Source organism: Gardnerella sialicivorans subsp. sialicivorans (assembly GCF_056746795.1).
Map to the genome: position 1 here is coordinate 68,521 of NZ_JBWPXA010000007.1, position 23,946 is coordinate 92,466.

At 41.2% G+C, this 23,946-nt stretch carries 23 protein-coding genes; 22 read left to right on the forward strand and 1 reads right to left on the reverse strand.

Annotated elements, in window-relative coordinates:
- Nucleotides 1-34: 34 nt before the first annotated feature.
- The 19 genes from pyrE to AC1EKB_RS05670 all read left to right on the forward strand — a co-directional run bounded on the left by pyrE (nucleotide 35) and on the right by AC1EKB_RS05670 (nucleotide 21,144).
- Complete coding sequence (gene pyrE / locus AC1EKB_RS05580; protein WP_481249065.1) at nucleotides 35-727, forward strand: orotate phosphoribosyltransferase; 693 nt, start codon at nucleotides 35-37, stop codon at nucleotides 725-727.
- 144 nt (nucleotides 728-871) lie between these two features.
- Entirely contained in the window at nucleotides 872-1,822 is a 951-nt protein-coding gene (locus AC1EKB_RS05585; protein WP_481249066.1) for a hypothetical protein, read from the forward strand.
- A gap of 126 nt (nucleotides 1,823-1,948) precedes the next feature.
- The gene (gene efp, locus AC1EKB_RS05590) at nucleotides 1,949-2,512 is read left to right on the forward strand and encodes an elongation factor P (RefSeq protein WP_004133058.1); all 564 of its coding nucleotides are present in this window, start codon (nucleotides 1,949-1,951) and stop codon (nucleotides 2,510-2,512) included.
- A 26-nt stretch (nucleotides 2,513-2,538) separates the two neighbouring features.
- Nucleotides 2,539-3,027, forward strand: coding sequence for a transcription antitermination factor NusB (nusB, locus tag AC1EKB_RS05595; protein ID WP_481249067.1), 489 nt, complete (start codon nucleotides 2,539-2,541; stop codon nucleotides 3,025-3,027).
- 192 nt (nucleotides 3,028-3,219) lie between these two features.
- On the forward strand, nucleotides 3,220-4,434 hold the full coding sequence (gene carA, locus AC1EKB_RS05600; protein WP_481249068.1) for a glutamine-hydrolyzing carbamoyl-phosphate synthase small subunit: 1,215 nt from the start codon (nucleotides 3,220-3,222) through the stop codon (nucleotides 4,432-4,434).
- Nucleotides 4,435-4,463: 29 nt separating this feature from the next.
- Nucleotides 4,464-7,859 carry a carbamoyl-phosphate synthase large subunit gene (gene carB / locus AC1EKB_RS05605; RefSeq protein WP_481249069.1) on the forward strand — a complete coding sequence of 1,132 codons (3,396 nt, stop codon included), beginning with the start codon at nucleotides 4,464-4,466 and terminating at the stop codon, nucleotides 7,857-7,859.
- Between the two features lie 3 nt (nucleotides 7,860-7,862).
- Entirely contained in the window at nucleotides 7,863-8,762 is a 900-nt protein-coding gene (gene pyrF, locus AC1EKB_RS05610; protein WP_016635439.1) for an orotidine-5'-phosphate decarboxylase, read from the forward strand.
- A gap of 22 nt (nucleotides 8,763-8,784) precedes the next feature.
- Entirely contained in the window at nucleotides 8,785-9,399 is a 615-nt protein-coding gene (gmk, locus tag AC1EKB_RS05615) for a guanylate kinase (RefSeq protein WP_016635440.1), read from the forward strand.
- A 117-nt stretch (nucleotides 9,400-9,516) separates the two neighbouring features.
- On the forward strand, nucleotides 9,517-9,801 hold the full coding sequence (gene rpoZ, locus AC1EKB_RS05620; protein ID WP_115793962.1) for a DNA-directed RNA polymerase subunit omega: 285 nt from the start codon (nucleotides 9,517-9,519) through the stop codon (nucleotides 9,799-9,801).
- Nucleotides 9,802-9,956: 155 nt separating this feature from the next.
- A complete protein-coding gene (metK, locus tag AC1EKB_RS05625; RefSeq protein ID WP_415694086.1) occupies nucleotides 9,957-11,183 on the forward strand; it encodes a methionine adenosyltransferase in 1,227 nt (408 codons plus the stop codon).
- 39 nt (nucleotides 11,184-11,222) lie between these two features.
- Nucleotides 11,223-13,718, forward strand: coding sequence for a primosomal protein N' family DNA-binding protein (locus AC1EKB_RS05630; protein WP_481249070.1), 2,496 nt, complete (start codon nucleotides 11,223-11,225; stop codon nucleotides 13,716-13,718).
- Nucleotides 13,719-13,812: 94 nt separating this feature from the next.
- On the forward strand, nucleotides 13,813-14,949 hold the full coding sequence (locus tag AC1EKB_RS05635; RefSeq protein WP_481249071.1) for a shikimate dehydrogenase family protein: 1,137 nt from the start codon (nucleotides 13,813-13,815) through the stop codon (nucleotides 14,947-14,949).
- A gap of 110 nt (nucleotides 14,950-15,059) precedes the next feature.
- Nucleotides 15,060-15,908: an RNase adapter RapZ gene (rapZ, locus tag AC1EKB_RS05640; protein WP_481249080.1), complete on the forward strand. Its 849-nt coding sequence runs from the start codon at nucleotides 15,060-15,062 to the stop codon at nucleotides 15,906-15,908.
- A gap of 184 nt (nucleotides 15,909-16,092) precedes the next feature.
- Complete coding sequence (gene whiA, locus AC1EKB_RS05645) at nucleotides 16,093-17,031, forward strand: DNA-binding protein WhiA (RefSeq protein WP_004130980.1); 939 nt, start codon at nucleotides 16,093-16,095, stop codon at nucleotides 17,029-17,031.
- 254 nt (nucleotides 17,032-17,285) lie between these two features.
- A complete protein-coding gene (locus AC1EKB_RS05650) occupies nucleotides 17,286-18,491 on the forward strand; it encodes a phosphoglycerate kinase (RefSeq protein ID WP_481249072.1) in 1,206 nt (401 codons plus the stop codon).
- Nucleotides 18,492-18,611: 120 nt separating this feature from the next.
- Entirely contained in the window at nucleotides 18,612-19,409 is a 798-nt protein-coding gene (gene tpiA, locus AC1EKB_RS05655) for a triose-phosphate isomerase (RefSeq protein ID WP_481249073.1), read from the forward strand.
- Between the two features lie 189 nt (nucleotides 19,410-19,598).
- A complete protein-coding gene (gene secG / locus AC1EKB_RS05660; protein WP_415694091.1) occupies nucleotides 19,599-19,847 on the forward strand; it encodes a preprotein translocase subunit SecG in 249 nt (82 codons plus the stop codon).
- Between the two features lie 94 nt (nucleotides 19,848-19,941).
- Complete coding sequence (locus tag AC1EKB_RS05665) at nucleotides 19,942-20,778, forward strand: HAD hydrolase family protein (protein WP_481249074.1); 837 nt, start codon at nucleotides 19,942-19,944, stop codon at nucleotides 20,776-20,778.
- Nucleotides 20,779-20,805: 27 nt separating this feature from the next.
- Complete coding sequence (locus AC1EKB_RS05670) at nucleotides 20,806-21,144, forward strand: hypothetical protein (RefSeq protein ID WP_481249075.1); 339 nt, start codon at nucleotides 20,806-20,808, stop codon at nucleotides 21,142-21,144.
- Between the two features lie 188 nt (nucleotides 21,145-21,332).
- Here the strand turns inward: AC1EKB_RS05670 and AC1EKB_RS05675 are convergent, their stop codons facing one another.
- Nucleotides 21,333-21,488, reverse strand: a complete 156-nt coding sequence (locus AC1EKB_RS05675) for a hypothetical protein (RefSeq protein ID WP_481249076.1) — start codon at nucleotides 21,486-21,488, stop codon at nucleotides 21,333-21,335.
- A 3-nt stretch (nucleotides 21,489-21,491) separates the two neighbouring features.
- Here AC1EKB_RS05675 and AC1EKB_RS05680 point away from each other — a divergent pair, with 3 nt between their 5' ends.
- The 3 genes from AC1EKB_RS05680 to AC1EKB_RS05690 all read left to right on the forward strand — a co-directional run.
- A complete protein-coding gene (locus AC1EKB_RS05680; protein WP_481249081.1) occupies nucleotides 21,492-21,620 on the forward strand; it encodes a recombinase family protein in 129 nt (42 codons plus the stop codon).
- Nucleotides 21,621-21,835: 215 nt separating this feature from the next.
- Nucleotides 21,836-22,444, forward strand: a complete 609-nt coding sequence (locus AC1EKB_RS05685) for a recombinase family protein (protein WP_481249077.1) — start codon at nucleotides 21,836-21,838, stop codon at nucleotides 22,442-22,444.
- 154 nt (nucleotides 22,445-22,598) lie between these two features.
- A partial coding sequence (locus AC1EKB_RS05690; protein WP_481249078.1) for a leucine-rich repeat domain-containing protein occupies nucleotides 22,599-23,946 on the forward strand: 1,348 nt, incomplete at its 3' end.

A 23,946-nucleotide genomic window follows, 5' to 3' on the forward strand; every position in this document is an offset into this window, starting at 1 on the left:
TCATTCAAGACAGATTTAACAAGGAGAGTTAATTATGGCACAATTACACGAGGATTTTACAAAGTTTTTGCTTGATTCAGGCGCACTTAAATTTGGTGATTTTACGCTTAAGTCTGGTCGCCAATCGCCTTACTTTATTAATGCTGGTGCTTTTGACGACGGCATGAAAATCGCTTCTCTTGGCGATTATTACGCTCAAAGAATTGTTGCAGCAATCAAAGATGGTATTCTTTCTAACAATATTGACACAGTTTTTGGTCCTGCTTATAAAGGCATTCCGCTGGCAGTTTCTACGTCTATGGCTTTAACGAATAATTACAATATGCCTGTTGGTTTTACTTTTGATAGAAAAGAGCGAAAAGATCACGGCGACGGCGGAATGATGGTTGGTAAGCCGCTAAAAGACGGCATGAATGTGTTGCTGGTTGACGACGTTATGACTGCTGGAACTGCAGTTCGCGAAACTTTGCCAAAGCTTAAAGCAGAAGCAAATGTGCAAGTTGTTGGCTTAATTTTGGCAGTAGATAGAATGGAGCGCACAAAAGACAGCGATCTTTCTGCAGTAAAAGCAGTAGAACAAGAGTTTGGATTCCCAGTGCTTCCAATTGCTAATGTGCGCGAAATCTTCGATGCGGCACAAAAACTCACTAATAGTGACGGAAGTGCTGTTATGGATAAGAACTTGGCTAGCAAAGCTGAAAATTATTTGCAAAAATATGGTGCATGAATTGTGCAAACAATATAGACTTGTGTAATTATAGAATTATGTAAGTCACGTATTAATCGTGCGCGTATTAATCGTTAATCGTGTATTAATCGTGTTCTTACTATTTTATTCATGCGTAAGTCTTGTTAAATAAGGATGGCGATTATGAAAGAAGATAACAACGGACATCAGGATTTGGATGATATCGCTTCCTTTAATAATCAAGATGAGTATGAGCAAGAAAATATTTTTGGATCTTCTAATGATGATTCAAACAACTCCTTGTTAAGCGATAAAAAGGCTATTGCTGTTATTGTTTGTGTATCTCTTATATCAATCGGAGTCGTTGCTGGATTAGGGTTTGTATTATTTGCTAATAACTCTAAGCCTAATCTAAAAGCAAGTGAGCCTTCTAAAAATTGCGTTCAATTGCGCAAAAAAGTAATCAATGCTAAAGAAGAGCTTAAAAAAATTGTATCAAGTCAAGATGTTAAAGATGCTTCTAATATAAAAGCTGCTGATTTTGATGAAGATTTTGATGCAGCTAAAGACGCTGCAGATGATTTTGAATCTTCTCTAAGCTACGCTAATGATGACTTAAATGATGATATTCCAGCATGCCCACTTGGCGCGGATTCTTACGATTCTACAACAGTTGAAAATAAGCTTTCAGACAAATTGGATTCTTTGCGTAAAGATGCTGATTCTGTTAAAACGCATGCAAAGAATTTACTAAAAACTAGCAGAACTGCTTTCGGTGATCAATTGTTAAATCTTGTTAAAAAAGCTAGAGAGCTTGTAGAAAAAGCGAAAAATTTGCCTATTTTAGCTGCTGCTTCTAAAAGTCTGGAAAATGCTATTAATGATGCAGGGAATGCTCTTGCTAAAAGCAGCAATAATTATACAGAGTTAAAGCAGGCTTATCAAAAAATAAAAGCTGTTATAAGCCAGTATGAAGATAGAATTAAAAAAGTGAGCGATAGATTTTTAAGTAGAGATGGCAATGGGTATCCTTTTGATGCTCCACATCCTAAGGATGATCAAGGTGGCTATATTCCAATGGGTCGTAGTCAAAACTCAGAGTCTTCGGAACAAAACGATCAGAGTAACGAATAATTGCGTTAAATGCGGTTGTTATTTTAGTTATTATTTTAATTAGTTGACGCTTTGTGGCATAATAAGCAAGGTTTATTTCTTAGCTGCGTAAATTGCAGCTTTATTAGCGAAAGAAACGGATAACTCGTGGCACAGACTACCAATGATATTAAAAATGGATCGGTTTTGAACCTTGAAGGTCAGCTTTGGACTGTTGTTAAGTTCCAGCACGTAAAGCCAGGCAAAGGTCCTGCTTTCGTTCGTACCACCATTAAGAACGTGCTCTCGGGCAAGATTGTCGATAAGACTTTTAACGCCGGCATGAAGATGGAGTTCGAGACCGTTGATAACCGTACTTTGCAATACTCTTACGAAGACGGCGATAACTTTGTGTTTATGGATATGACAACCTACGACCAGGTGTACATTCCTAAGGATTTGGTTGGAGAGCAAAGCAAGTATCTTCTTGAGGGAACTGATTGCATTGTTAGCTTCCATGATGGCACTCCTTTGAGCGTAGAGCTTCCAGCGTCTGTAATTTTGACAATTACGCACACTGAGCCAGGCTTGCAAGGCAACCGTTCTAACGCTGGTACTAAGCCTGCAACCGTGGAAACTGGTGCCGAAATTCAGGTTCCACTCTTTGTTGGCGAAGGCGAAAAGGTTAAGGTCGATACTCGTGACGGCTCTTACCTTGGTCGCGAAAACTAGTAGAAACTTATAAAAAGGACGCTAATATGGCACGCTCCACTGCTCGAAAGAGGGCATTGAACACTCTTTATGAGGCAGACGAGAAAAGTCAGAATATTCTTTCTTTACTCGACGAACGTTTGAAAGAGCCAGGCGCGCAAACTCCTCTTCCGGATTATGCTGTTGATATTATTCGCGGAGTAGGAGAGCGCAGAAATAGGATTGATAAAACCTTAAATCGCTATTCAACAGGCTGGAAAGTTGGAAGAATGGCGGTTATTGACCGCAATATTTTGCGCATTGCTGTTTGGGAGATTCTTCTAAACGACGAAGTGCCAGATAAAGTTGCGATTGATGAGGCAATTGCTCTTTCTAAAACATATAGTGACGATGAAGCAATCACCTTTATTCATGGTCTTTTAAGCGCAATTGTTTCCGATAAAGACGCTTGCTTGGCTAAGTTTAATGGTGAATTTGGGGAATCTGACGAGTCTGGTGAAGCTAGTGAGTCTAGTGAATCGCAAGAAAACGATTAATCTTTTGTAAAGTCAGATTTAGATTCAGATTCTAGTTTTGCAAAATAGTCTTTTGTAAAATAGTCGTAAAACATGTAAATCCGCTTGCTTGTAAAAGTAGGCGGATTTTTGTTTTGTAATCCATCGGCGCGTCGCCGTCCGCCAATATGAGTAGACTTGCCACGAATAACCTAAAGCCATAAGGGGGTTAAGGTGGGCTATAACGACACCTTCGCCGGATTCGGCACTGATGATGCAGTATTAGTATTGGAAGACGGGCAAGTTTACGTTGGTAAACCATTTGGCGCAAAAGGTTCTACACGCGCTGAAATCGTGTTCTCTACAGGAATGACTGGTTACCAAGAAACACTTACTGATCCAAGTTATGATCAACAAATAGTTGTTCAAACGTTCCCACACATAGGAAATACGGGACTAAACGGCGAAGACCCAGAGTCGTCAAAAATATGGGTTGCAGGATACGTTGTAAAAGCTCCAAGTCCAAATGTTAGCAATTGGAGAGCTACTGGTTCCTTGGAAGATGATTTAGAAAAACAAGGTATTGTAGGAATCAGTGGTATTGATACAAGAATGCTGGTACGACATTTACGCTCAGTTGGCGTTATGCGTGCCGGCATTTTTTCTAATGATGCTCTTATAGACAAAACTACTGGAGCAATTCGCACAGTTGCATCTTTTGTAAATGAGATTAAAGAAACTCCTCAAATGCAAGGCTTGCGACTAACAGACGAAGTTAGTACGCAAGAAGCTTATACGATTGAGCCTTGCGGAGATTATGAGGGCAAAGAGCCGCTTTACACTGTTGTAGCTGTTGACTTTGGCATAAAAGCCATGACTCCTCACCGTTTGGCACAGCGTGGATGCCGTGTGCACGTTGTAAGTTCCTCAATAATCTTTGAGTCGCTTCAAGCGCTTAACGCAGATGGCGTGTTCTTCTCGAATGGTCCTGGAGACCCTGCTCAAGCAAATCGCGAAGTGGAATTATTGCGTAATGTGTTAGACGCAGGATACCCATTCTTTGGAATATGCTTTGGAAATCAGTTGCTTGGTCGCGCGCTCGGTTTTGGAACGTACAAGCTTAAGTTTGGTCATCGTGGCATAAATCAGCCTGTAAAAGACGTGACTACTGGAAAAGTGGAAGTTACGGCTCATAATCACGGATTTGCTGTAGATGCTCCTATTGGCCAGACTGTTCAGTCTCCTTACGAAAATGGCCATTTTGGTCGCGTAATAGTGTCTCATGTAGATCTTAACGACAATGTTGTAGAAGGCTTGCAATGCCTTGATATTCCAGCTTTTTCTGTGCAATATCACCCAGAAGCAGCCGCAGGACCTCACGACGCATCATACTTGTTTGATCGCTTTGTAGAACTTATGCAAAATCACAAGAATAAGAGCGAAAAATAGTAGGTATAAAGAGATAAAAGGAATTTATAATGCCAAAACGCGATGATATTAAGTCTGTAATGGTGATTGGTTCTGGCCCAATCGTAATTGGTCAGGCTGCAGAATTCGATTATTCGGGAACGCAAGCTTGCCGAGTGCTTCACGAAGAAGGAATCCGCGTAATCCTTGTAAACTCTAATCCTGCTACGATTATGACGGATCCAGAGCTTGCAGATGCAACATATATTGAGCCAATAGACACGGCGATTTTGGAGCGCATTATTGCTAAAGAGAAGCCAAATGCGCTTCTTCCAACGCTCGGCGGCCAAACTGCTCTTAATGCTGCAATGGACTTGGGTCGTGCAGGAATCCTAAAAAAGTACAATGTTGAGCTTATCGGCGCATCTTTGGAAGCAATTGATCGCGGTGAAGATCGTGAGCTTTTTAAGAAAGTCGTAGAAAAAGCTGGAGCAGAAAGCGCAAAATCCTTTATTGCTCACTCAATCGAAGAAGTAGACAAGATTGTTGAAACTTTAGGATACCCAGTAGTTGTACGCCCAAGCTTTACAATGGGCGGCTTAGGATCTGGAATTGCTCACAATCAAGAAGAATTACACCGCATTGCAGGAGCAGGCATCCACTATTCTCCAACAGACGAAGTGCTTATTGAAGAAGGCATTGAAGGCTGGAAGGAATTTGAGCTGGAGCTTATGCGAGACTCCAAAGACAACGTTGTTGTTGTTTGCCCAATCGAAAACGTTGATCCTGTAGGCGTTCACACGGGAGACTCGATTACTGTTGCTCCATGCTTTACGCTAACAGATCGCGAGTATCAAAAGATGCGCGATATTGGCATTGCGATTATTCGAGGCGTAGGCGTTGATACAGGCGGTTGCAATATTCAATTCGCGATCAACCCTAAGACTGGTCGCATAATCGTAATCGAAATGAATCCGCGAGTTTCGCGCTCTTCGGCGCTCGCGTCTAAAGCAACTGGATTCCCAATCGCAAAAATCGCTACAAAACTTGCGCTCGGCTACACTTTGGACGAAATTCAAAACGATATTACGCGTTCAACGCCTGCAAGCTTTGAGCCAACGATTGACTATGTTGTAACTAAGATTCCGCGCTTTGCTTTCGAAAAGTTCCCTGGAGCAGACACTACGCTTACAACTTCTATGAAGTCTGTTGGCGAAGCTATGGCTTTGGCTGGAAACTTCCAGGAGTCTCTTGGAAAAGCAATGCGCTCAATAGACAAGCGTCACGCGTGCTTTAACTGGGACGGCGAGCGCCCAAGCAAAGAAGAAGTTAATAGACTTCTTGAAGAAATGCACACGCCAACAGAGCACCGCTACTTGCAAATTCAGCGCGCGCTTTGGGGTGGAGCAACTCCAAAGCAGATTTTTGACGCAACAAAAATCGACCCATGGTTTGTTGAGCAGCTTTCGCTAATTAACAAAACAGCGCTAGAGGTTCGTGAAGCAGAAAATTTGACGCCAAAAGTGTTAAAGAGCGCTAAGCTTGCGGGCCTTTCGGATGTTCAAATTGCGCATTTGCGTAATCTTGGCGACGAAGGCGAAAACATGGTTCGAGAGCTTCGATGGGCGTATGGATTGCATCCTGTTTACAAAACGGTTGACACTTGCGCTGCCGAGTTCGACGCTGTAACACCTTACTACTATTCTTGCTACGCTCAAGAAAGCGAGCTTAAGCCACGCAATCGCGAAGCTGTGATTATTCTTGGATCTGGTCCAAATAGAATCGGTCAGGGTATTGAGTTTGACTACACTTGCGTTCATGCTGTGCAAGAGCTGGGTAAGGATTACGACACAATCATGGTCAATTGCAATCCTGAAACAGTTTCTACAGACTACGATATGTCGGATCGCCTCTACTTTGAGCCGCTTACTTTCGAAGACGTGCTTGAGATTTATCAAGCAGAAAAGAAGCTTGGACCAGTTAAAGGCGTGATTGTTCAGCTTGGTGGTCAAACTCCGCTTTCGCTTGCAGCTCGCCTTAAGGCTGCAGGAGTTCCGATTTTGGGAACTACTCCTGAGGCCATTGATTTGGCGGAAAATCGCGAGCTTTTCGGCGAGGTTCTTCGTCAAGAAGGCATGAATGCTCCGCGCTACGGCACGGCTTTAAGCCTTGAAGAAGCTAAAGATGCAGCTCACGCAATCGGTTATCCTGTTCTTGTGCGACCAAGCTACGTGCTTGGAGGTCGTGGCATGGAAATCGTGTATGACGATGCTCAGCTTGCAAAATACGTAGATCGCGCTTTGCAAGAAGCTAGAGCAGACACTGTTGTTTCTGGTCGCTTGCCTTCGCCGCTTTTGATTGATAAGTTCCTCCAAGATGCTATTGAGATTGACGTTGATGCGCTTTACGACGGCAACGAGCTTTATATTGGCGGAATTATGGAGCATGTTGAAGAGGCTGGCGTTCACTCTGGCGATGCAGCTTGCACTCTTCCTCCAAGCACGCTTTCCGACGATCAAATTCGTAGACTTCGCGAGGGCACGCTTTCGATTGCTCGCGGATGCTCGGTTCGTGGTCTTATTAACGTTCAATACGCTTTTATGGCAAACACTTTGTACGTAATTGAGGCAAATCCTAGAGCGTCTAGAACTGTTCCGTTTGCTTCTAAAGCTACGGGAGTTGCTCTTGCTAAAGCTGCTGCTCGAATTATGGCTGGAGAAACAATCGCACAGCAGCGAAAGCGCGGTCTTCTTCTTCCAAAGGGAGATGGTGGAGATATTCACCCAGGCCAGCAAGTGGCAATTAAAGCTTCCGTCTTGCCTTTCAAGCGTTTCCGCACGCCTGTTGGTCGCACGGTTGATATTTTGCTAGGACCAGAAATGCGCTCTACTGGAGAAGTTATGGGCTTTGACCGCGACTTCCCACATGCTTTTGCTAAGAGTCAGCTTGCAGCATACAAGGGCGGTTTGCCTACAAGTGGAAACGTGTTTGTGTCTGTAAGTGATGCCGATAAGAGGCAATTACCATTACTCGCAGTGCGCTTAGTAGAACTTGGATTTACTATTTGGGCTACAGAAGGTACGGCATCTGTTCTTCGACGCTATGGCATTGATTCCGTTATTGTTGATAAGCTTTCTAGCCAAGGCGACACGGCGAAGGATGTGCGAAATGATGAGCCTTCGCATGAAAGAATCGGCAAAAACGTGGTTGAGCTGATTGAAAATGGTAAGATTGATATGGTGCTGAACACGCCGAATTCAAGAGGGTCGCGTACGGATGGTTATGCTATTCGTGCAGCTGCTGTTGCAGCAGACCTTCCGCAATTCACTACAATTACGGAGTTTGCACCAGTTCTTATGGCTATAGAAGCCGTTAAGAACAACGATTACCAAGTGATGAGCATTCAGGAGCATGCAAAGCAACTGTTTGCAATCGAGAAGGCAGAAAACGAAGAAAGTCGGGCTTAATACATGACCGAAAGCATACGAGAGCAGGAATTGCAGGCGCAAAGATCCGATTTTGGATTGCGTCTAAAAAACGCTATGGCAAAATATGGGCCATTATGCGTTGGTATAGATCCGCACCGCAAAATGCTGCTTAATTGGGGATACAATATGGACGCTCAAGGAGCAGAATTGTTCTCCATGCGTATGCTTCAAGCCATGAACGGCAGAGCTGCTGCCGTAAAATTCCAGTCAAGCATGTTCGAGCGCTACGGGTCTAAGGGGTTCGCAGCGCTCGAACGAGTGCTGTACGCTGCAAGGCAAATGGATGTAATCACTATTGTTGATTGCGGTCATGGTGGATTGTCTACAACAATCTCCGCTCTTGCAGACGCTTATTTTAAGCCAGATGCGCCTCTTCTTACAGATGCAATTACGCTTCTTCCGTATTACGGAGCTAGGTCAATGGGTGGGTTGATTAATGAGGCTCTTAATAATGGCAAGGGTGTGTTTATTGCTTCGCTAACGTCTAATCGCGAAGGCGCTAGTTTGCAAACAGCAATTCGCCAAACTGGTTCATACCGTGGTACAACTGTTGCTCATGGTATTGCTCAAACTGCTCAAACTTTTAACAACAATACAAAGGGCATGGGTTCTGTTGGCTTGATTGTTGGAGCTACTATTGGAGATTGGATGAACGGCGGTGGAATCGATTTAACGAGTTTTACTGGCCCTATTCTTTCTCCAGGCTACGGCTGGCAGGGTGCGGAAGCTAACGATTTGAAAACTGTTTTTGCTGGAACTCACGGAAACGTTTTAGTAACTGTTTCTAGGTCTATTGCTTCGCACGGTCCAGATATTGGTGCATTATCTAATGCAACTGAACGAATAGCTTGGGATATTCGTCAAGCTTTAATGGATTCATAAAAATGATTTAAGAGAGTCAAATATGGTTAGTTTAGACAATACACAAAGTACGCAATCCATTAAAAGGCGATTGATTGTTCTTACTGGTCCTACTGCTGCGGGTAAGGGCACTGTTGAGGGGGTATTGCGCGAAAAACACCCTAATATTTGGCTTTCTGTTTCTGCGACTACAAGAAAGCCTCGTTACGACGAGTTTAATGGCATTCATTATTGGTTTATTGACGAAGAAGAGTTTGCTAGAAGACAAAAGAACGGCGAATTTTTAGAGACTGCTCTTGTTCACGGAATGGCTCACTATGGTACTCTTCTTAAGCCAGTTTTGGATCATCTTGCTCAAAACGTTCCAACGCTTCTAGAGATTGATCTTCAAGGAGCTAGAAGAGTAAAGCAAGAGGCTTCTAGACTTGGTTTGGAAGTTGTGTACGTGTTTATTGCTCCTCCTAGCTTTGAAGAGCTTAAGCGTAGGCTTATTGGTAGAGGCACAGAAACTCCTGAGCAGCAAGCTAAGCGTTTGCAAACAGCAAAAGTGGAAATTGCTGCGTCTAGTGAGTTTGATTTTGTGATTGTTAATGACGATGCTAATCGCGCTGCAGACGAGCTTTGGAATATAATCGCTAAAGAATACGATTTAGATTAGTTTAGATTAGTTCCAATCACTTTAGTTTAATTTTGATTAGTGTTTTGAATATCCTTGCAATAGCTTACAATTGACTATTTGGAAACTATTGTGGCACCATAGAATATGGAGAACATTATGGCATTGGGCACTAAGCCAACACCTTCGGGACTTGCAAATCCGCCTATTGATGATTTAATGCAACATGCGGATTCCAAGTATGCGCTTGCCTTGTTTGCCGCAAAACGAGCACGGCAGATTAATTCTTATTTCACACAGCTTAACGAAGGATTGTTGCAAAACGTCGGTCCTCTTGTTGAGTATAAGAACCAAGAAAAGCCTCTTTCTATTGCATTCCGCGAGATTAATAAGGGTTTGCTAGTAGAGAAGCTTGGTGAAGACGATGTGAACGAAGGAAACTAAGTTTTCTTTTTCGTTTAATTGCAGCCGTATTATCCTTGCGCTTACAATCGCGTGCGGGTATGCGGCTGCGATTGTTTTAATGCGCGATTTATAGAGCTAGCTTGATTTATAGAGTTAGCTTGATTTATAAAGTCATAAAGTTATAAAGGGGAATTATGAAAGAGTCTAAACTTATTTCTGCAGAATCTGTTACGGAAGGTCATCCAGATAAGCTTTGCGATCAGATTGCGGATGCAATTTTAGACGACATGCTTCGTCAAGATCCTCATGCGCATGTTGCTGTTGAAGTTTGCGCTTGCGTAGGCCAATTTGTTGTTTTTGGCGAAGTTAGGGGAGAAGTTTACACAGATATTCCTGGAATAGTAAGAAAAGTTGTGCGCGAAGTTGGATACAACAGTTCTTCGGTTGGCTTAGATGCCGATTCTTGCGGAGTAATGGTTTCGCTAACTGAGCAAAGCGCGGAGATAAATCAAGGTGTTTCTAGATTAGATTTAGAATCCGAAAATCTTGCGTCTAAAGAAGAACGTTATAAGAGTCAAGGAGCAGGCGACCAGGGCGTTATGTTTGGCTACGCTAGCGACGAAACAGACACTTATATGCCTCTTCCAATATATCTTGCTCATCGTCTTGCTCAACGCTTATCTTATGTTAGAAAGTTTGGGATTGTGCCAAATCTTAGACCAGATGGAAAAACGCAAGTAACAATCGAGTATAACGAAAAGTTAGAGCCTATTCGCTTAGATACTGTTTTGATTTCCACTCAACATAGCCCTAATGTAAGCGTTGATTGGCTTAGAGAACAGCTTGTTAAAAACGTTGTAGAGCCTGTTCTTAGTAAAGTCTTAGAAAATCGCGTTGATTATAGTGATTATAGAATGCTTGTAAATCCTACAGGGTCGTTTGTTTTAGGCGGGCCTGCTGCAGATTCAGGATTAACTGGCAGAAAGATTATTGTAGACACTTATGGTGGAGCCGCTCATCACGGTGGCGGAGCTTTTTCTGGAAAAGACCCTAGTAAGGTAGATCGTTCTGCAGCATACGCCGCGCGTTGGGTTGCTAAGAATCTTGTTGCCGCAGGTTTGGCTCACAAAGTAGAAGTGCAAGTCGCGTACGCGATTGGTATTGCGGAGCCTGTTAGCGTAAATGTAGAAACTTTTGGAACAGAAGCTAATGGAATTACGCGTTCGGATATTTCTGCAATCGTTCGCAAAGTCTTTGATTTGCGACCAGCTGCGATTATAGACGAGCTTGATTTGCTTAGACCAATTTACTCGAAGACTTCTGCATATGGGCATTTTGGCAGAAGTGATGTTGATTTTCCTTGGGAAGAGTTGAATCGTGTTGAACAGATTAAAAATGAGGTAAAATCGTTAAAAAAATGATTTGAAATTTTATAAGGATTGATTTTATAAGGATTATTAATGCTTGAACAGTCTTCGTTGCAGCCTTCTCTTGAAGGTTTAGCGAAAAAATCGCACAGGCGCAAAAAGGGTGGTTCAACACCAATCCAAGCGAGTAACTGTGCGATTGCGCATGTTGTTTTAGACGTTCAAGCACCTCATCTTGGAAAAACTTTCGACTACATTGTTAGCCAATCGCAAGATGAAGACGCAAAACCAGGTGTTATGGTTCGCGTAAAATTTGGCGCGAGACGCGTTAATGGAATCATATGGAGCAGAAGCGATTCGAGTGAAACGCCAAAATCTTCCTTAAAGTTTATTGAAAAAATTGTTTCGAGCGAAAAAGTTGCGTCTAAATCTTTTATGCAAGATATTTCGTCAATTGCAGAAGCTTATGGTGGAACTAGAGCGAATATTATTCGACTCGCTTTGCCAAAAAGAATCGCTGGCGTAGATAAAGAGAATTTTTTAGACGATATTCACATGTCTAAAAGGCAAAAATGGACTAGCGATTTTCGTAAAAGCTTAAAATCAAAAGATGACTACCAACAGGATCAATATAGCGGATCGGAAAATCTTATAAAAACAACCGATGCTCGCATGTTTGCGTCTTACAAAAACGCGGATTTGCTAAAACAAGCGCTAGAAAACGTTCAAAAACCTTATTATTTGCATTCCAAAGATGATTTTACGTTAAATACTACGAATAATTACAAAGCTTTTCTTATAGATGCTTTGCCAGGCGCATTTAGGTGGGCACAAGATTTAGCGTGGATTATTGCAAATGCCATAAGCGCGGGTCGCCAAGTTGCTGTTGTTTTGCCTACGATTCGAGAAGTGAGCGATGTTATGCGCTCGCTTATGGTCTACGGCCTTAAGCCTTATAAAAAGTCACAAAATTCTAGTGGCGCTTTAAGTGGAGATGTTGCTCGTCTTTGCGCTTATGATTCTCCAGCAGATAGGTATAGAGCGTGGAGAGCTATAGAAAAGGGTATTGTTCCGTGCGTTTTAGGAACAAGGTCTGCAATGTATGCGCCAGTTGAGTCGCAAGCGCTTTTTGTGATTGTAGAAGATAGCGCATATCAGTATGCAGACGGCATGATGCCTTACGCGCAAGCTAGAGGCGTTATGCGATTGCGCGCAAAAAATCATAATGGCGTATTTGTTTCAATGTCTTTTGCAAGAAGTGTTATTAGTCAAAGTGAAGTTGAAAACAAAAAATTAGCTCCTTCTGTTAGTGGGCATTTAGTAGAGGTTACGCCTTTTAAGTCTGTTGTTCAAAATGCAAGTCCGTGGGTTCGTCTTTTGAATTCAAATAATTTGACTAAAATAAACGACCCGAGTGCAGGTTCTAGAATACCGTACACTGCGCTAGCTTCGATTAGGCAAACTTTAGACGCTAAAATGCCTGTTTTGCTTGTTACTTGCCAAGATAGTGCTATTCAAAAAGCTGCGTGTAAAAAATGCCATTGTATTGCGCGTTGCAAACGATGCACTGGACCGCTTGACTTGCCTATAGACGGTTCTGCTCCTAAATGTGCGTGGTGTGGAAGTGTTGCAATAGGTTGGAAATGCTCGAATTGTGCGAGTAATTTTGGAGAGATTGAAGCTGTTCATATAGGCGTTAATTTTACAGCTAAAGAAGTGTTTAAGCTTTTTAAGGACGTTCCGATTATTGTTTCTTCCGCAAAACAAAAAAGCGGTGTTGTTGAGTGGATTGAGCAAAAGCCGATGATTGTTATTAGCGCGCTTGGATCGCAGCCGCGTGTTTTAAGCAATTCTAAAAATTCTTGCGGAGAATATGGTCTTGTTGCGATTTTAGACGCGTGGACGAGTCTTTATAACACGGGATTAGATGCTCGAATCGACACTTTGAACGCGTGGATGAAGGCGGCTTCTATGTGCAGCGCAAAATCCAAAGGTGGAAGTGTGCTGATTTTAGGAGAGACTTACGATATTCTCGCTAAATCGTTGGAGGAGTGGGATTCTTCTCTTCTTTCTAAGCAAGAGCTTAAAGAAAGAGAAGATGCGCTTTTGCCTCCGTCTGTTTGCGTTGCAAGAATATGGGGCTTTAGGCAAGCTGTTGTAGATACGCTTAACGCGATTGGAGCAATGGGTGATTGTGAGAGTGAAGATATTGCAAAAGTCGCAAGTAAAAATGGTGATTTATCTAGAGATAGTCTTCCAATGCTAAAAGTCGAAACTAAAAATAGCGGCTATGTGGATTCTGTGGATTCTGTGGATTCTTGCGAATCTAGTGGCAATTCTTGCGAATCTTGCGAATCCGAATATCTTCCACCTTTACTTGGAATTGTTCCAATGAAGCCTCCTTCAACATTGCACGAGCAAAATTCTCAACGATTTGAAGAATTAAACGACAGAGTTAAAGCAGTTGTAAGAGTGCCATTAGAATATAGAGACGAATTAGTTAATCGTTTGAAAAAAGAATGTGCAAAGCATTTTGCAATGCGAAAAAGTGGAGAATTAAAATTTAGTGTAGATCCTAAGGATTTGTAAAATCGCATAGGCTTACAAATAAAGGCTTACAAGCAAAGACTTATAAATAAAGAGACTTATATAAATAAATAGGCTCATAAATAAAGAGGTGAAAATGGTTGAAAAATGCTACAATTGTGCGGTTTTGGGCAATCCAATATCGCACTCATTATCTCCAGTTTTACACAACGCTGCATATAAGGCATTGGGCTTGAGAAATTGGCATTATAGTAAAGAAAAAGTTAGCGAAGAAGACTTAAAAGATTTTATTGCAAATCTTGATGATTCTTGGAAAGGCTTAAGCCTTACAATGCCACTTAAAAAAACGATTATGAGCCTAGGTGTAGCTTGCGATTATTGGGCAAAAACACTTGGAGTTGCAAATACTGCTGTGTTTAGTAAAAAGCCATGCATAGAAAATCCTGAGACGATTGAGCTTTGTAATACAGATGTAAATGGGATTGTAATGGCGTTAATGCGCGCTCTAAAATCTAAAATATTAAACGCTAAAAGTGCGGTTATTATTGGCAGCGGAAACACAGCGTCTTCTGCAATGGCAGCTTTAATAGAAATTGCGCAAGGCTCAAAATTGAGCAAAGTTAGTGTTGTTGCAAGATTGCAAAGCGATGGTAAAACTGTTAAAGGCGTTAGTAGATTTAACGATTTAGTAGATAAACATAACTCGGATTTTCCAAATAGCAGAAGAATAGAGCCGTCTAACTTGTATCTTAAAAACAAACGCGATTACAAGCCTGTTTGCGGTATAGAATTCCCTACTATTGATTCTGAATTTATAAAAATATCGCAAGATATGGAAAAATGTGATAAATCTCACATTCTAGAATCTATTTCTTCGTTGGATGCAATTGAAGCAATTGCAAACGCAGATATTGTTATAAGCACTGTTCCAGCTCATGTAGCAGACGGATTGGCGCTAGCTTTGTGTGAATATTGCCAAGAAAAGTCAATAAAACATTTAGGAGCTTTGCTAGACGTTGTATATGATCCTCGACCAAGCCAAATGCTTAAAGTTTGGAGAAAATACGGCATTGGTATTGGCGGAGAAGAAATGCTTTTACACCAGGCATTAGATCAAGTAAAACTCATGACTTTTGAATATAGATATGCGAGTGATGATTCGAGTGATGATTCTAGTGATAATTCTTGTATAGTCAAACATAAATCTGACAAGGCTACAGATTACGATTACATAAGAAGTTGCATGGAAAAAGCATTGCAGGAGGCATTATGAGCGATGAGAATAATCTAGAAATGCAATCTCATAATCCCGTTTTTAAGTTGCAATCAAATAACGCTTCTTTAAGTAGTCAAAATGCGCATGTTTCAAGCGATTTTGAAGTAATGCTTATTACGGGCATGAGTGGCGCTGGAAGATCGCATGCTGCAAATGCTTTGGAAGACATGGGATGGTATGTTATTGATAATCTTCCTCCAAAGCTGCTTATCCCTCTTGTAGACATGATGACGTCTTCTGGCTCTAAAGTACATAAGCTTGCAGCAGTGATTGATGTTCGCTCTAGAGGATATTTTGACGACCTCTTTGCTGTTTTAGGTCATATAGATGATTTGGGCGTAAAAACTCGAATACTATTTTTAGATGCTTCCGATTCTGTGCTTATTAAGCGATACGAGTCTGTGCGCAGGCCGCATCCTTTGCAACGCGGCGGAAGACTTATTGATGGCATTTTAGAAGAACGCGAGCTTTTAAGTCATCTTAAAGATTGCGCGGATATTATTATCGATACTTCTACTCTTAGTATTCATCAACTTTCAACTAAGCTTTACGAAGGCTTGCTTGGAAAAGGATCTTCTACTGTATCTGTGCATATTTTTAGTTTTGGATTTAAGTACGGAATGCCTATGGACGCAGACTTTGTAGCAGATATGCGATTTTTGCCAAATCCATTTTGGGTTCCAGAACTTAGAGATTTAACTGGTAAAGATAAAGCTGTTAGTGATTATGTTCTTAAAAACCCAGCCGCAATAGAATTCTTAGATTCCTACGAGAAAGCTCTTCTTACAGCAATCGATGGCTTTGCAAAAGAAGATAAGCACTATGTAACTATTGCAATTGGGTGCACAGGAGGCCAGCATAGGTCTGTAGCTATTAGCATAGAGCTTGCAAAACGATTAAAGTCTAGAGGATTACAAGTTACTGTGTCTGCTAGAGAGATGAGATCTAGAGCATGATTTAACTAATAATGTATTTTCTCCTACGGTGTTATGTAATATAAAAAACAATATTAAAAGGTAAAATGTCCAAGTCATTGGGTACTACAGAAAGCCGAGCATGTAGATGTTTTTAGCATCGTGCAATGGCATCTTGCAAGAATCCCAACGCATACTTTAAGAAGAACAAAATAGGAGGTTTCCCTTGGCTCTTCTTGACGACGTAAAGAACGAACTCGTCGCAAATAATAGTGACCAACCAGCGGTTATTATGGCTCAAGCTGCAGCGATGATGCGTTTTGCTGGAGGTTTAAGGCCAGTTAATAATCAAGCTGTAATTAGAGCACAGTTTGATTCGCAAAATGCAGCACAATGGCTCGTAGATGTGCTTGAGACTTATTTCCAGAGAGAAGCGAAGATTTCTCAAGCTTCTCGTCAAACGCCTACGGGTGTTGTTACTCGTTACGAGGTTCTTGTTGATCGAGGAGCCGCAGCTTTAGCATTGCAATCTGGTCTTTTGGATCGCCGTATGCACATTGTTGCAGGCTTAGCTCCAGAGATTGTTAGCGGAAGCATTGCGCAAATTAAAGCCGCATGGAGGGGAGCGTTTATAGCTCATGGCGCTATATCGGATCCTGGAAAAGCTAGTTATCTAGAGATTGTTTGCCCAACTCACGAGGCTGCAACAGCTCTGCAAGCTATGGCTGCACGTTTGGGTGTAAGCGCAAAGGCTCGTAAAGTTAAAAGCTCCGAGCGCGTTACTTTGCGTGATTCAGACGCAATCGAGCGTATGCTTAATTTGATTGGCGCTCCAAGGTCTTCTAGAGAATGGACTGGTAAGCGTTCTGATGGCGAAGCAAGAGGAAAAGCTAATCGTTTAGCAAACTTCGACGATGCAAATATGCGTAGAAGTGCTAAGGCTGCTGCAGAAGCTTGCGAAAAGGTTCGTCACGCTTTCGACGTTCTTGGAGACGATATTCCAGAAAATCTTTTGATGGCAGGCAAGTTGCGACTTAAGCACAGTGATGCAAGCTTGGAAGAGCTTGGCCATTTGGCAGATCCTCCAATCACAAAAGATGCTGTTGCTGGTCGTATTCGTAGACTTTTGCAACTTTGCGCTAAAGTCGAAAAATCTAGAATGTGAGTCGATTCTAGAATTAACTTTTGCAGCTACTAACTTTGATTAAATGCCGTATACACAAAGTATGCGGCATTTTTGTATCGCGCGATTTTGTTGTTGATATTTGTTGTTGATATTTGTTGAAATTGTGCGCGCTTGTTGCACATATGCGGTATAATCATTTGTGGAATTTATAGACGTTTTAGCTTTGCTTTCGTCTTTTTTCTTGTTAAATTCGCCATCATGATTGGTTGAATCATGGTTTGGAAAGGATACCAATGAAGACACTTAAAGATTTGGGAGATTTGAGCGGCAAGCGCGTACTCGTTCGTGCCGATTTTAATGTTCCTCTTAAGGGCACGACTATCACAGACGACGGTCGTATTAAGGCTGCGTTGCCAACGATTAAAGCTTTGCGTGAGCAGGGTGCCAAGGTTATTTTAATGGCTCATCTTGGCCGTCCAAAGGGTCAGGTTGTTCCAGAGCTTTCTTTGGCTCCAGTGGCAGCTCGCTTAGGTGAACTTCTTGGTGTAAATGTTGCTTTGGCTGCAGATACTTATGGCGAAGATGCTCAAGCTAAGGTTGCTGCAATGAACAATGGCGACGTTGTTTTGCTTGAGAATGTGCGCTTTAACGCTGCAGAAACAAGCAAGGATGCTGCTGAACGCGCTGAATATGCTAAGAAGATTGCGTCTCTTGGAGAGGTTTTTGTTTCCGACGGCTTCGGCGTTGTTCACCGCGCTCAAGGCTCTAACTACGATGTTGCTGCAGATCTTCCATCTGCTGCAGGCTTGCTTGTAGAGAAGGAAGTTAAGGCACTTTCTCGCGCAACCGAAAATCCAGAGCGTCCTTTGACTGTTGTTCTTGGTGGCTCTAAGGTTTCCGATAAGCTCGGCGTTATTGAAAACTTGCTTTCTAAAGCAAATCGCCTTGTTATTGGCGGCGGTATGGTGTTCACATTCCTTAAGGCTTTGGGTCACGAAGTCGGTACATCTTTGCTTGAGGAAGATCAACTCGAGAAGGTTAAGGGATATATCGAAACTGCTAAGAAGAATGGCGTTGAGCTTGTTCTTCCAACCGATATTGTTGTTAACGCTGGTTTCCCAGCAGGAGATACTCCTGTTGCTCCAGAAGTTGTTCCAGCGGATGCTATTCCTGCAGACAAGATGGGCTTGGATATTGGCCCTGATTCTCAAAAGCTGTTCCACGATAAGATTGTTGATTCTAAGACTGTTGTGTGGAATGGACCTATGGGTGTGTTTGAAGTTCCAGAGTTTGCAGCTGGCACTCGTGCTGTAGCACAAGGCTTGGTTGACGCCACTAAGAACGGCACTTTCACTATCGTTGGCGGTGGTGATTCCGCTTCTGCAGTTCGTAATCTTGGATTTGCAGAAGACGGCTTCTCGCACATCTCCACTGGTGGTGGCGCTTCCCTCGAGTTCTTGGAAGGCAAGACTCTTCCAGGCTTGAGCGTGCTTGAATAAATAACTTTAATATATTGTGCCGGCTTCGATTTTATAAAATCATTTTGTAAATCGAGGTCGGCATAATGTTAATATTTATCTTTATTCTTTATTCTTTATTCTTAATTCTTAAGGGTGATTATGGGTGTGAATAGAAAACCGCTAGTTGCAGGCAATTGGAAGATGAATTTCAATCACCTTGAAGCCACTCATTTTATTCAAAAATTCTGGTGGCAGCTTTGCGATTCTCACTTCGATTGTAAAAAATGCGATATTGCGCTTATGCCGTCGTTTACATCCTTAAGAAGCGTACAAGTTTTAGTTGAATCCAGCAATATTCCTATTCTTTACGGGGCGCAAGCTGTTTCCGTTACAACTCAAGGAGCGTTTACTGGAGACGTTTCTGCAGATATGCTTGTAAGTCTTGGCTGCTCAATGGTGATTGTAGGCCATTCTGAGCGTCGAAAGTATCATCCAGAAGACGATGCGAATATTGTTGACCAAGTGCGCGCTGTTCTTGCAGCTGGAATGCAACCAATTTTATGCGTTGGCGAAAGCTTCGAGGAGCGCAAGCAAGGTATAGAACTTGATTTTGCAGTTGGTCAAGTTCACGACGTTACTCGCGACTTAGACTCTAAGCAGGCAGCGCGTTTGATTATTGCGTACGAACCAGTTTGGGCTATTGGAACTGGCATGGTTGCTACAGCGCAATCTGCTCAAGAAGCAGCTTTTGCGATTAGAGACGATTTGCGCCGCACTTTTGACGATAATGTTGCAAATTCCGTGCGTATTCTTTATGGCGGCTCTGTAACGTCTTCTAATGCGTCAAGCTTAATTAGTGAGCCAGATGTGGATGGATTCCTTATTGGAGGCGCGTCTTTAGATGTTGAAGAGCTTGCTTCTATTGTTAAACTCGCGTCTTATAAAAACCGCGAATGATTTAGCGAAAGATTTAGTGCTTATTTAGTGCTGATTTAGTGAATGATTTAGCGAAAGATTTAGTGCTTATTTAGTGCTTATTTAGTGAATGATTTAGCGAAAGATTTAGCACTGATTCAACATATATTTAGCTTATAGGTCAATGGCTTTTACTATGCTTTACTGAGTACTAAAAACAGGAGGTTACTTGTGTCCGCTGTGAAAATTGTTTTGCAAGTGTTGCTTGTGCTCACCAGCATTCTGTTAACATTGTTGATTTTGATGCACAAGGGCAAGGGCGGCGGCCTTTCCGACATGTTCGGCGGCGGTTTAACGAAGAACGCTGGTAGCTCTGGTGTTGCAGAAAAGAACTTGAATCGTTGGACTGTTATCATAGCTTTGATTTGGGTGGCGGTTATCGTTGTCTTGAATCTTATGACTAAGTTCTCACTTATCTAAGTATTCTTTTAAGCGCGTAGTCGAAAGATTGCGCGCTTTTGTTTTATTAAAGCGCATTGTGTTGCTTGCGCGCGCGTTAAAAATTTAGGTACATATGCTTCGTTTTTCTCCATCACTTATTATTGCCGATCTTGATGGCACTATGCTTCATGATTCACAAACTTTTGAAGGCAGATATTTAAGCAAAGAAACTATTAGCGCTGCTAAGCGTTTGAGCGAATGTGGAATACCGCTTGCGATTATTACAGCCCGACCTGTTGGAAGTGCTTTTGATTTTATCCACGATTTGCAAACTCAAGTTTGCGCATATCTTAATGGCGCTCTTATTGATTTTGATTGCGCGCATAGTACTATTAGCGATCTTACTTCGCAAAGAAGCATTGATACTCTTACGCGTTTTGGATTTGATTCTCAACATGCTTGTAGTGTGTGTTTGCGCTTGCTTAATGAGATTCCTACGCTTCGCATTGGCATTGTTATGAACGATGTTCGTTACACTAATTTTGATGTTCGTATGCTTTGGAACGAGCAGGATTTTATTATTACCGATTTTTCTAATGTTCCAAGTGGCATTGCAGACAAGATTATTATTGTTCCTCGAGATAGTGAGAAGGAAAAACTTCAGAGCATTCTTCCAAGTGACTTTTCGCTACATATTAGCGAAGATGTTTTGTGGATGCTTACGAATCCTCTTGCAAATAAGGGGCATGCTTTGAACGTTATTTGCAATCGTTTGGGTGTGAAGCCTAGTCGCTCAGTTGTTTTTGGAGACGATATTATAGATATCGATATGTTTTTAGCAGGAGGATATGGCGTAGCTGTATCAAATAGTAATCCTCGTTTGCTTGCGATTGCAGACGAGGTTTGCGCTTCTAACAACAACGATGGCGTCGCTGCCTGGCTTAATTCAAATCTTTTTACTAGATTGTGAATAACCCACCTTTCGTTACTGGCGAAGTTGTGTGACGAATTCTTTCGTAGAGAGTCAAACGGAAAGCTTGGTGACATTATCAGTGAAGAGAAGAAATCTACCATTCAAGTCGTAACAGCTAAAGATCTCAATGGAGAATACCCATTTTTCATTAGTGGTGATGCTGTATTTTCTTGTGATAAACCACTAGTTAATAATCGACCCATTTATATTCTAAATGAGATTGAACTTAAGACGTTTAATAGCATTGCTATGCCTGATTATACGACTATATCGTCTAATCAACGCGAAAATAGAGCTTTGATAGCTCTCCGTGATTTGCTTTTACCTATGCTCATGAACGGGCAAGCGACAATAGAATATTAGGCAGCTAAATTATCATTTCTCTATCCATTAATTTCTTATCCTTAATCTATAAATTTCAATTAGCAAAGCGACTGAATTTATATTTCAATCGCTAAAAGTCTTATATATTAAATTGTTTTAAGTGGGGATTCTTATCCTTACCATTTTTACATCCTAATTTTGAGTATAAAAAAGACGATAGATTTTTACTATCTATCATTTGTTGCTATATTCAATCCTATAATTAGTTTTTTATATTTTATTTTTAATACCTTAGATTTTGAAGTTAATTTAGCTTTATCCCTATTTTTCAAAAAATCTTCACCATCAAACAAATTCTTTTTATCATAATCTTCAAGTAACATGTAATTCTTGAAAAGGAAGCAAAAGTCGTAAGAAGAATCTATAGAGAATATTTAGAAGGAGCAAGCCTTAGAGATATAGCGGAGGGTCTTGAAAAAGACGGTGTTAAAAACGGTGCAGGACATTTAAAATAGCACTTGTCTAATATTAAAACCATCTTGCAAAACGAAAAATATATTGGTAAGGAGCTTGAAATGCGTTATGCAATTTCAAGCTCTGTCAAAGCGCCCATGCAAGTCGATTCGCCACTTTGCACCCACCTTGTGGAGTGGGGTTTTATAATTCTTCATGCTGAATTATTCTTTTCTTTTTTGGAATAATGGTGTTCAAAAAGGAGTAGATAATAAGTATGCGCTATGGGTACGCGAGGGTGTCTACAAAGGATCAGTGTGTAGACAGACAGTTTAAGGCTTTGGAAGACAGTGGCATTAGGAAAGGCTGTATTTATATTGACAAGGCATCAGGGAAGGATTTCAATCGTAGAAATTATTTGAGATTGTTTAGACGTTTGAGATCTGGTGATGAGTTGTTTGTGAAGTCGATTGACCGTTTAGGCAGAAACTATGATGAGATTATTGAGCAATGGAACAAAATCACAAAAGAAAAAGAAGCAAATATTGTAGTGTTGGATTGTCCTTTGCTGGATACGAGAAAACATGTAAATGGTGTAACAGGTAAGTTTATTGCCGATCTTGTATTGCAGATTTTATCGTATGTTGCTCAAGTTGAGCGAGAAAATATTCATCAAAGACAAATGGAAGGAATTCGTGTTGCCAGACAAAGAGGTGTGGTGTTTGGTAGGTCAAAGATTGAGGTTCCTGATGATTTTTATGCTGTGGCGACTAGGTGGCAGCGTGGACAGGTAAATTTGCGTGAGGGTGCAGAAATACTTTCTGTTTCGCATACTACGTTTTCTAAGTGGCTACATGCAAGAAATATCGAAAAATTTTGTAAATAAAAGTAGACTTTAATTTACAAACTTATGAGCAGAATTTCCACCCATTTTTACTTATTATATTACATATTTCAGCAAAAGTCATCAAGTAAATTAAAGTCTACTTTTTTTGACAGTGATTTTACTAATTGTAGAGATTGATGATTAGAGGTTGATTATGGAGAGTAGTAAGAAGAAGCGTAATTCGGTTTTGCCGATTATTGTTAGCGTTGGTATTGCAACTTCAATGGGTGTTGTTGCAGGTAGTACTCCTGAGGTAGCGTACGCGAGCAGCAATGCTACTACTCCTTCTCCTTCTACTTCTACTACTACGTACGCAGATCGAAGCAGTTCCGGTTATGACGAGAATCAAGTTATTAATATCCCAGATGCAGTTTTAAAAAAGAAACTGCTTGATGCTATGAAAAAAGAAAAACTTATTGACGGCAATGCGACAGATATTACAATTGCTGCTGCTGATAGGTTGGATGAGGCAGACTTAAGATTAGGAATTCATGATTTGACAGGGCTTGAATGCTTTAAGAACCTAGAATTACTTGATTTCTATGGTAATCAGGTTTCTGATTTGGGTCCGTTGCGTGGTTTGACGAACCTAGAAAAACTTAATTTCTCTAGTAATCAGGTTTCTGATTTAAGTCTATTGAAGCGTTTGACGAACCTAGAAAAACTTGAATTATCTCATAATCAGGTTCGTGATTTGACTCCGCTAAGTAATTTGACGAACCTAAAAGAACTTTATTTCTCTGGTAATCAGGTTTCTAATTTGGATCCGTTGAAGAATTTGAAGAACCTAGAAAAACTTGAAATGGGTACTCAAACTATTTCTATTAACTCTACTACTAAGGAAACTAAGCTACCTGTTTATAATGAATTCCCTGATGTTACTTTTACTATTCAGGATAAAGATAGCGGTATTGGCAGTATTGCGAATGGTGTATTTACTCTTAGCAAGGATTTACCGTATTACGGTACTATACATATCAATTTTGAGCGCAAAAATATTAAAATTGGCAACGCTACCTCTAACTACACTGGAACTATAAAATTAAACCTTAATGTTCCTAAGACTGAGATTCTTCATGGTGTGATGAAGTATGAGGCTGATGAGAATCTTCCTTATAATACGCGGAAGAAGATTAGTGATCCTGTTGATGGTAAGAAGGTTACTACTAGTGTTGTAAACGGTGAGTCGAAGGTTGAGACAACGCCAGCCAAGAATGGTTTAACTAAGGTTGGTAATGTTGAGGTTACTCATGATGGTGATAAGACTATTACTACAACGTATACTGTTGATCCTGATACTGGTGCGTTGAGTAATCCTAAGAAGCATACTTCTATGCCTATTGGTACTTTGACTGGTTCTACTAAGACTGAGATTCTTCATGGTGTGATGAAGTATGAGGCTGATGAAAATCTTCCTTATAATACGCAGAAGAAGATTAGTGATCCTGTTGATGGTAAGAAGATTACTACTAGTGTTGTAAACGGTGAGTCGAAGGTTGAGA

Bases quoted from the DNA above. Each gene is read 5' to 3' on its own strand.
- pyrE (WP_481249065.1), top strand. From the start codon at position 35: ATGGCACAATTACACGAGGATTTTACAAAGTTTTTGCTTGATTCAGGC.
- rpoZ (WP_115793962.1), top strand. From the start codon at position 9,517: ATGGCATTGGGCACTAAGCCAACACCTTCGGGACTTGCAAATCCGCCT.
- AC1EKB_RS05685 (WP_481249077.1), top strand. From the start codon at position 21,836: ATGCGCTATGGGTACGCGAGGGTGTCTACAAAGGATCAGTGTGTAGAC.
- gmk (WP_016635440.1), top strand. From the start codon at position 8,785: ATGGTTAGTTTAGACAATACACAAAGTACGCAATCCATTAAAAGGCGA.
- AC1EKB_RS05630 (WP_481249070.1), top strand. From the start codon at position 11,223: ATGCTTGAACAGTCTTCGTTGCAGCCTTCTCTTGAAGGTTTAGCGAAA.
- AC1EKB_RS05585 (WP_481249066.1), top strand. From the start codon at position 872: ATGAAAGAAGATAACAACGGACATCAGGATTTGGATGATATCGCTTCC.
- pyrF (WP_016635439.1), top strand. From the start codon at position 7,863: ATGACCGAAAGCATACGAGAGCAGGAATTGCAGGCGCAAAGATCCGAT.
- nusB (WP_481249067.1), top strand. From the start codon at position 2,539: ATGGCACGCTCCACTGCTCGAAAGAGGGCATTGAACACTCTTTATGAG.
- AC1EKB_RS05650 (WP_481249072.1), top strand. From the start codon at position 17,286: ATGAAGACACTTAAAGATTTGGGAGATTTGAGCGGCAAGCGCGTACTC.
- AC1EKB_RS05665 (WP_481249074.1), top strand. From the start codon at position 19,942: ATGCTTCGTTTTTCTCCATCACTTATTATTGCCGATCTTGATGGCACT.
- carB (WP_481249069.1), top strand. From the start codon at position 4,464: ATGCCAAAACGCGATGATATTAAGTCTGTAATGGTGATTGGTTCTGGC.
- AC1EKB_RS05635 (WP_481249071.1), top strand. From the start codon at position 13,813: ATGGTTGAAAAATGCTACAATTGTGCGGTTTTGGGCAATCCAATATCG.
- metK (WP_415694086.1), top strand. From the start codon at position 9,957: ATGAAAGAGTCTAAACTTATTTCTGCAGAATCTGTTACGGAAGGTCAT.
- tpiA (WP_481249073.1), top strand. From the start codon at position 18,612: ATGGGTGTGAATAGAAAACCGCTAGTTGCAGGCAATTGGAAGATGAAT.
- AC1EKB_RS05675 (WP_481249076.1), bottom strand. From the start codon at position 21,488: ATGTTACTTGAAGATTATGATAAAAAGAATTTGTTTGATGGTGAAGAT.
- rapZ (WP_481249080.1), top strand. From the start codon at position 15,060: ATGCTTATTACGGGCATGAGTGGCGCTGGAAGATCGCATGCTGCAAAT.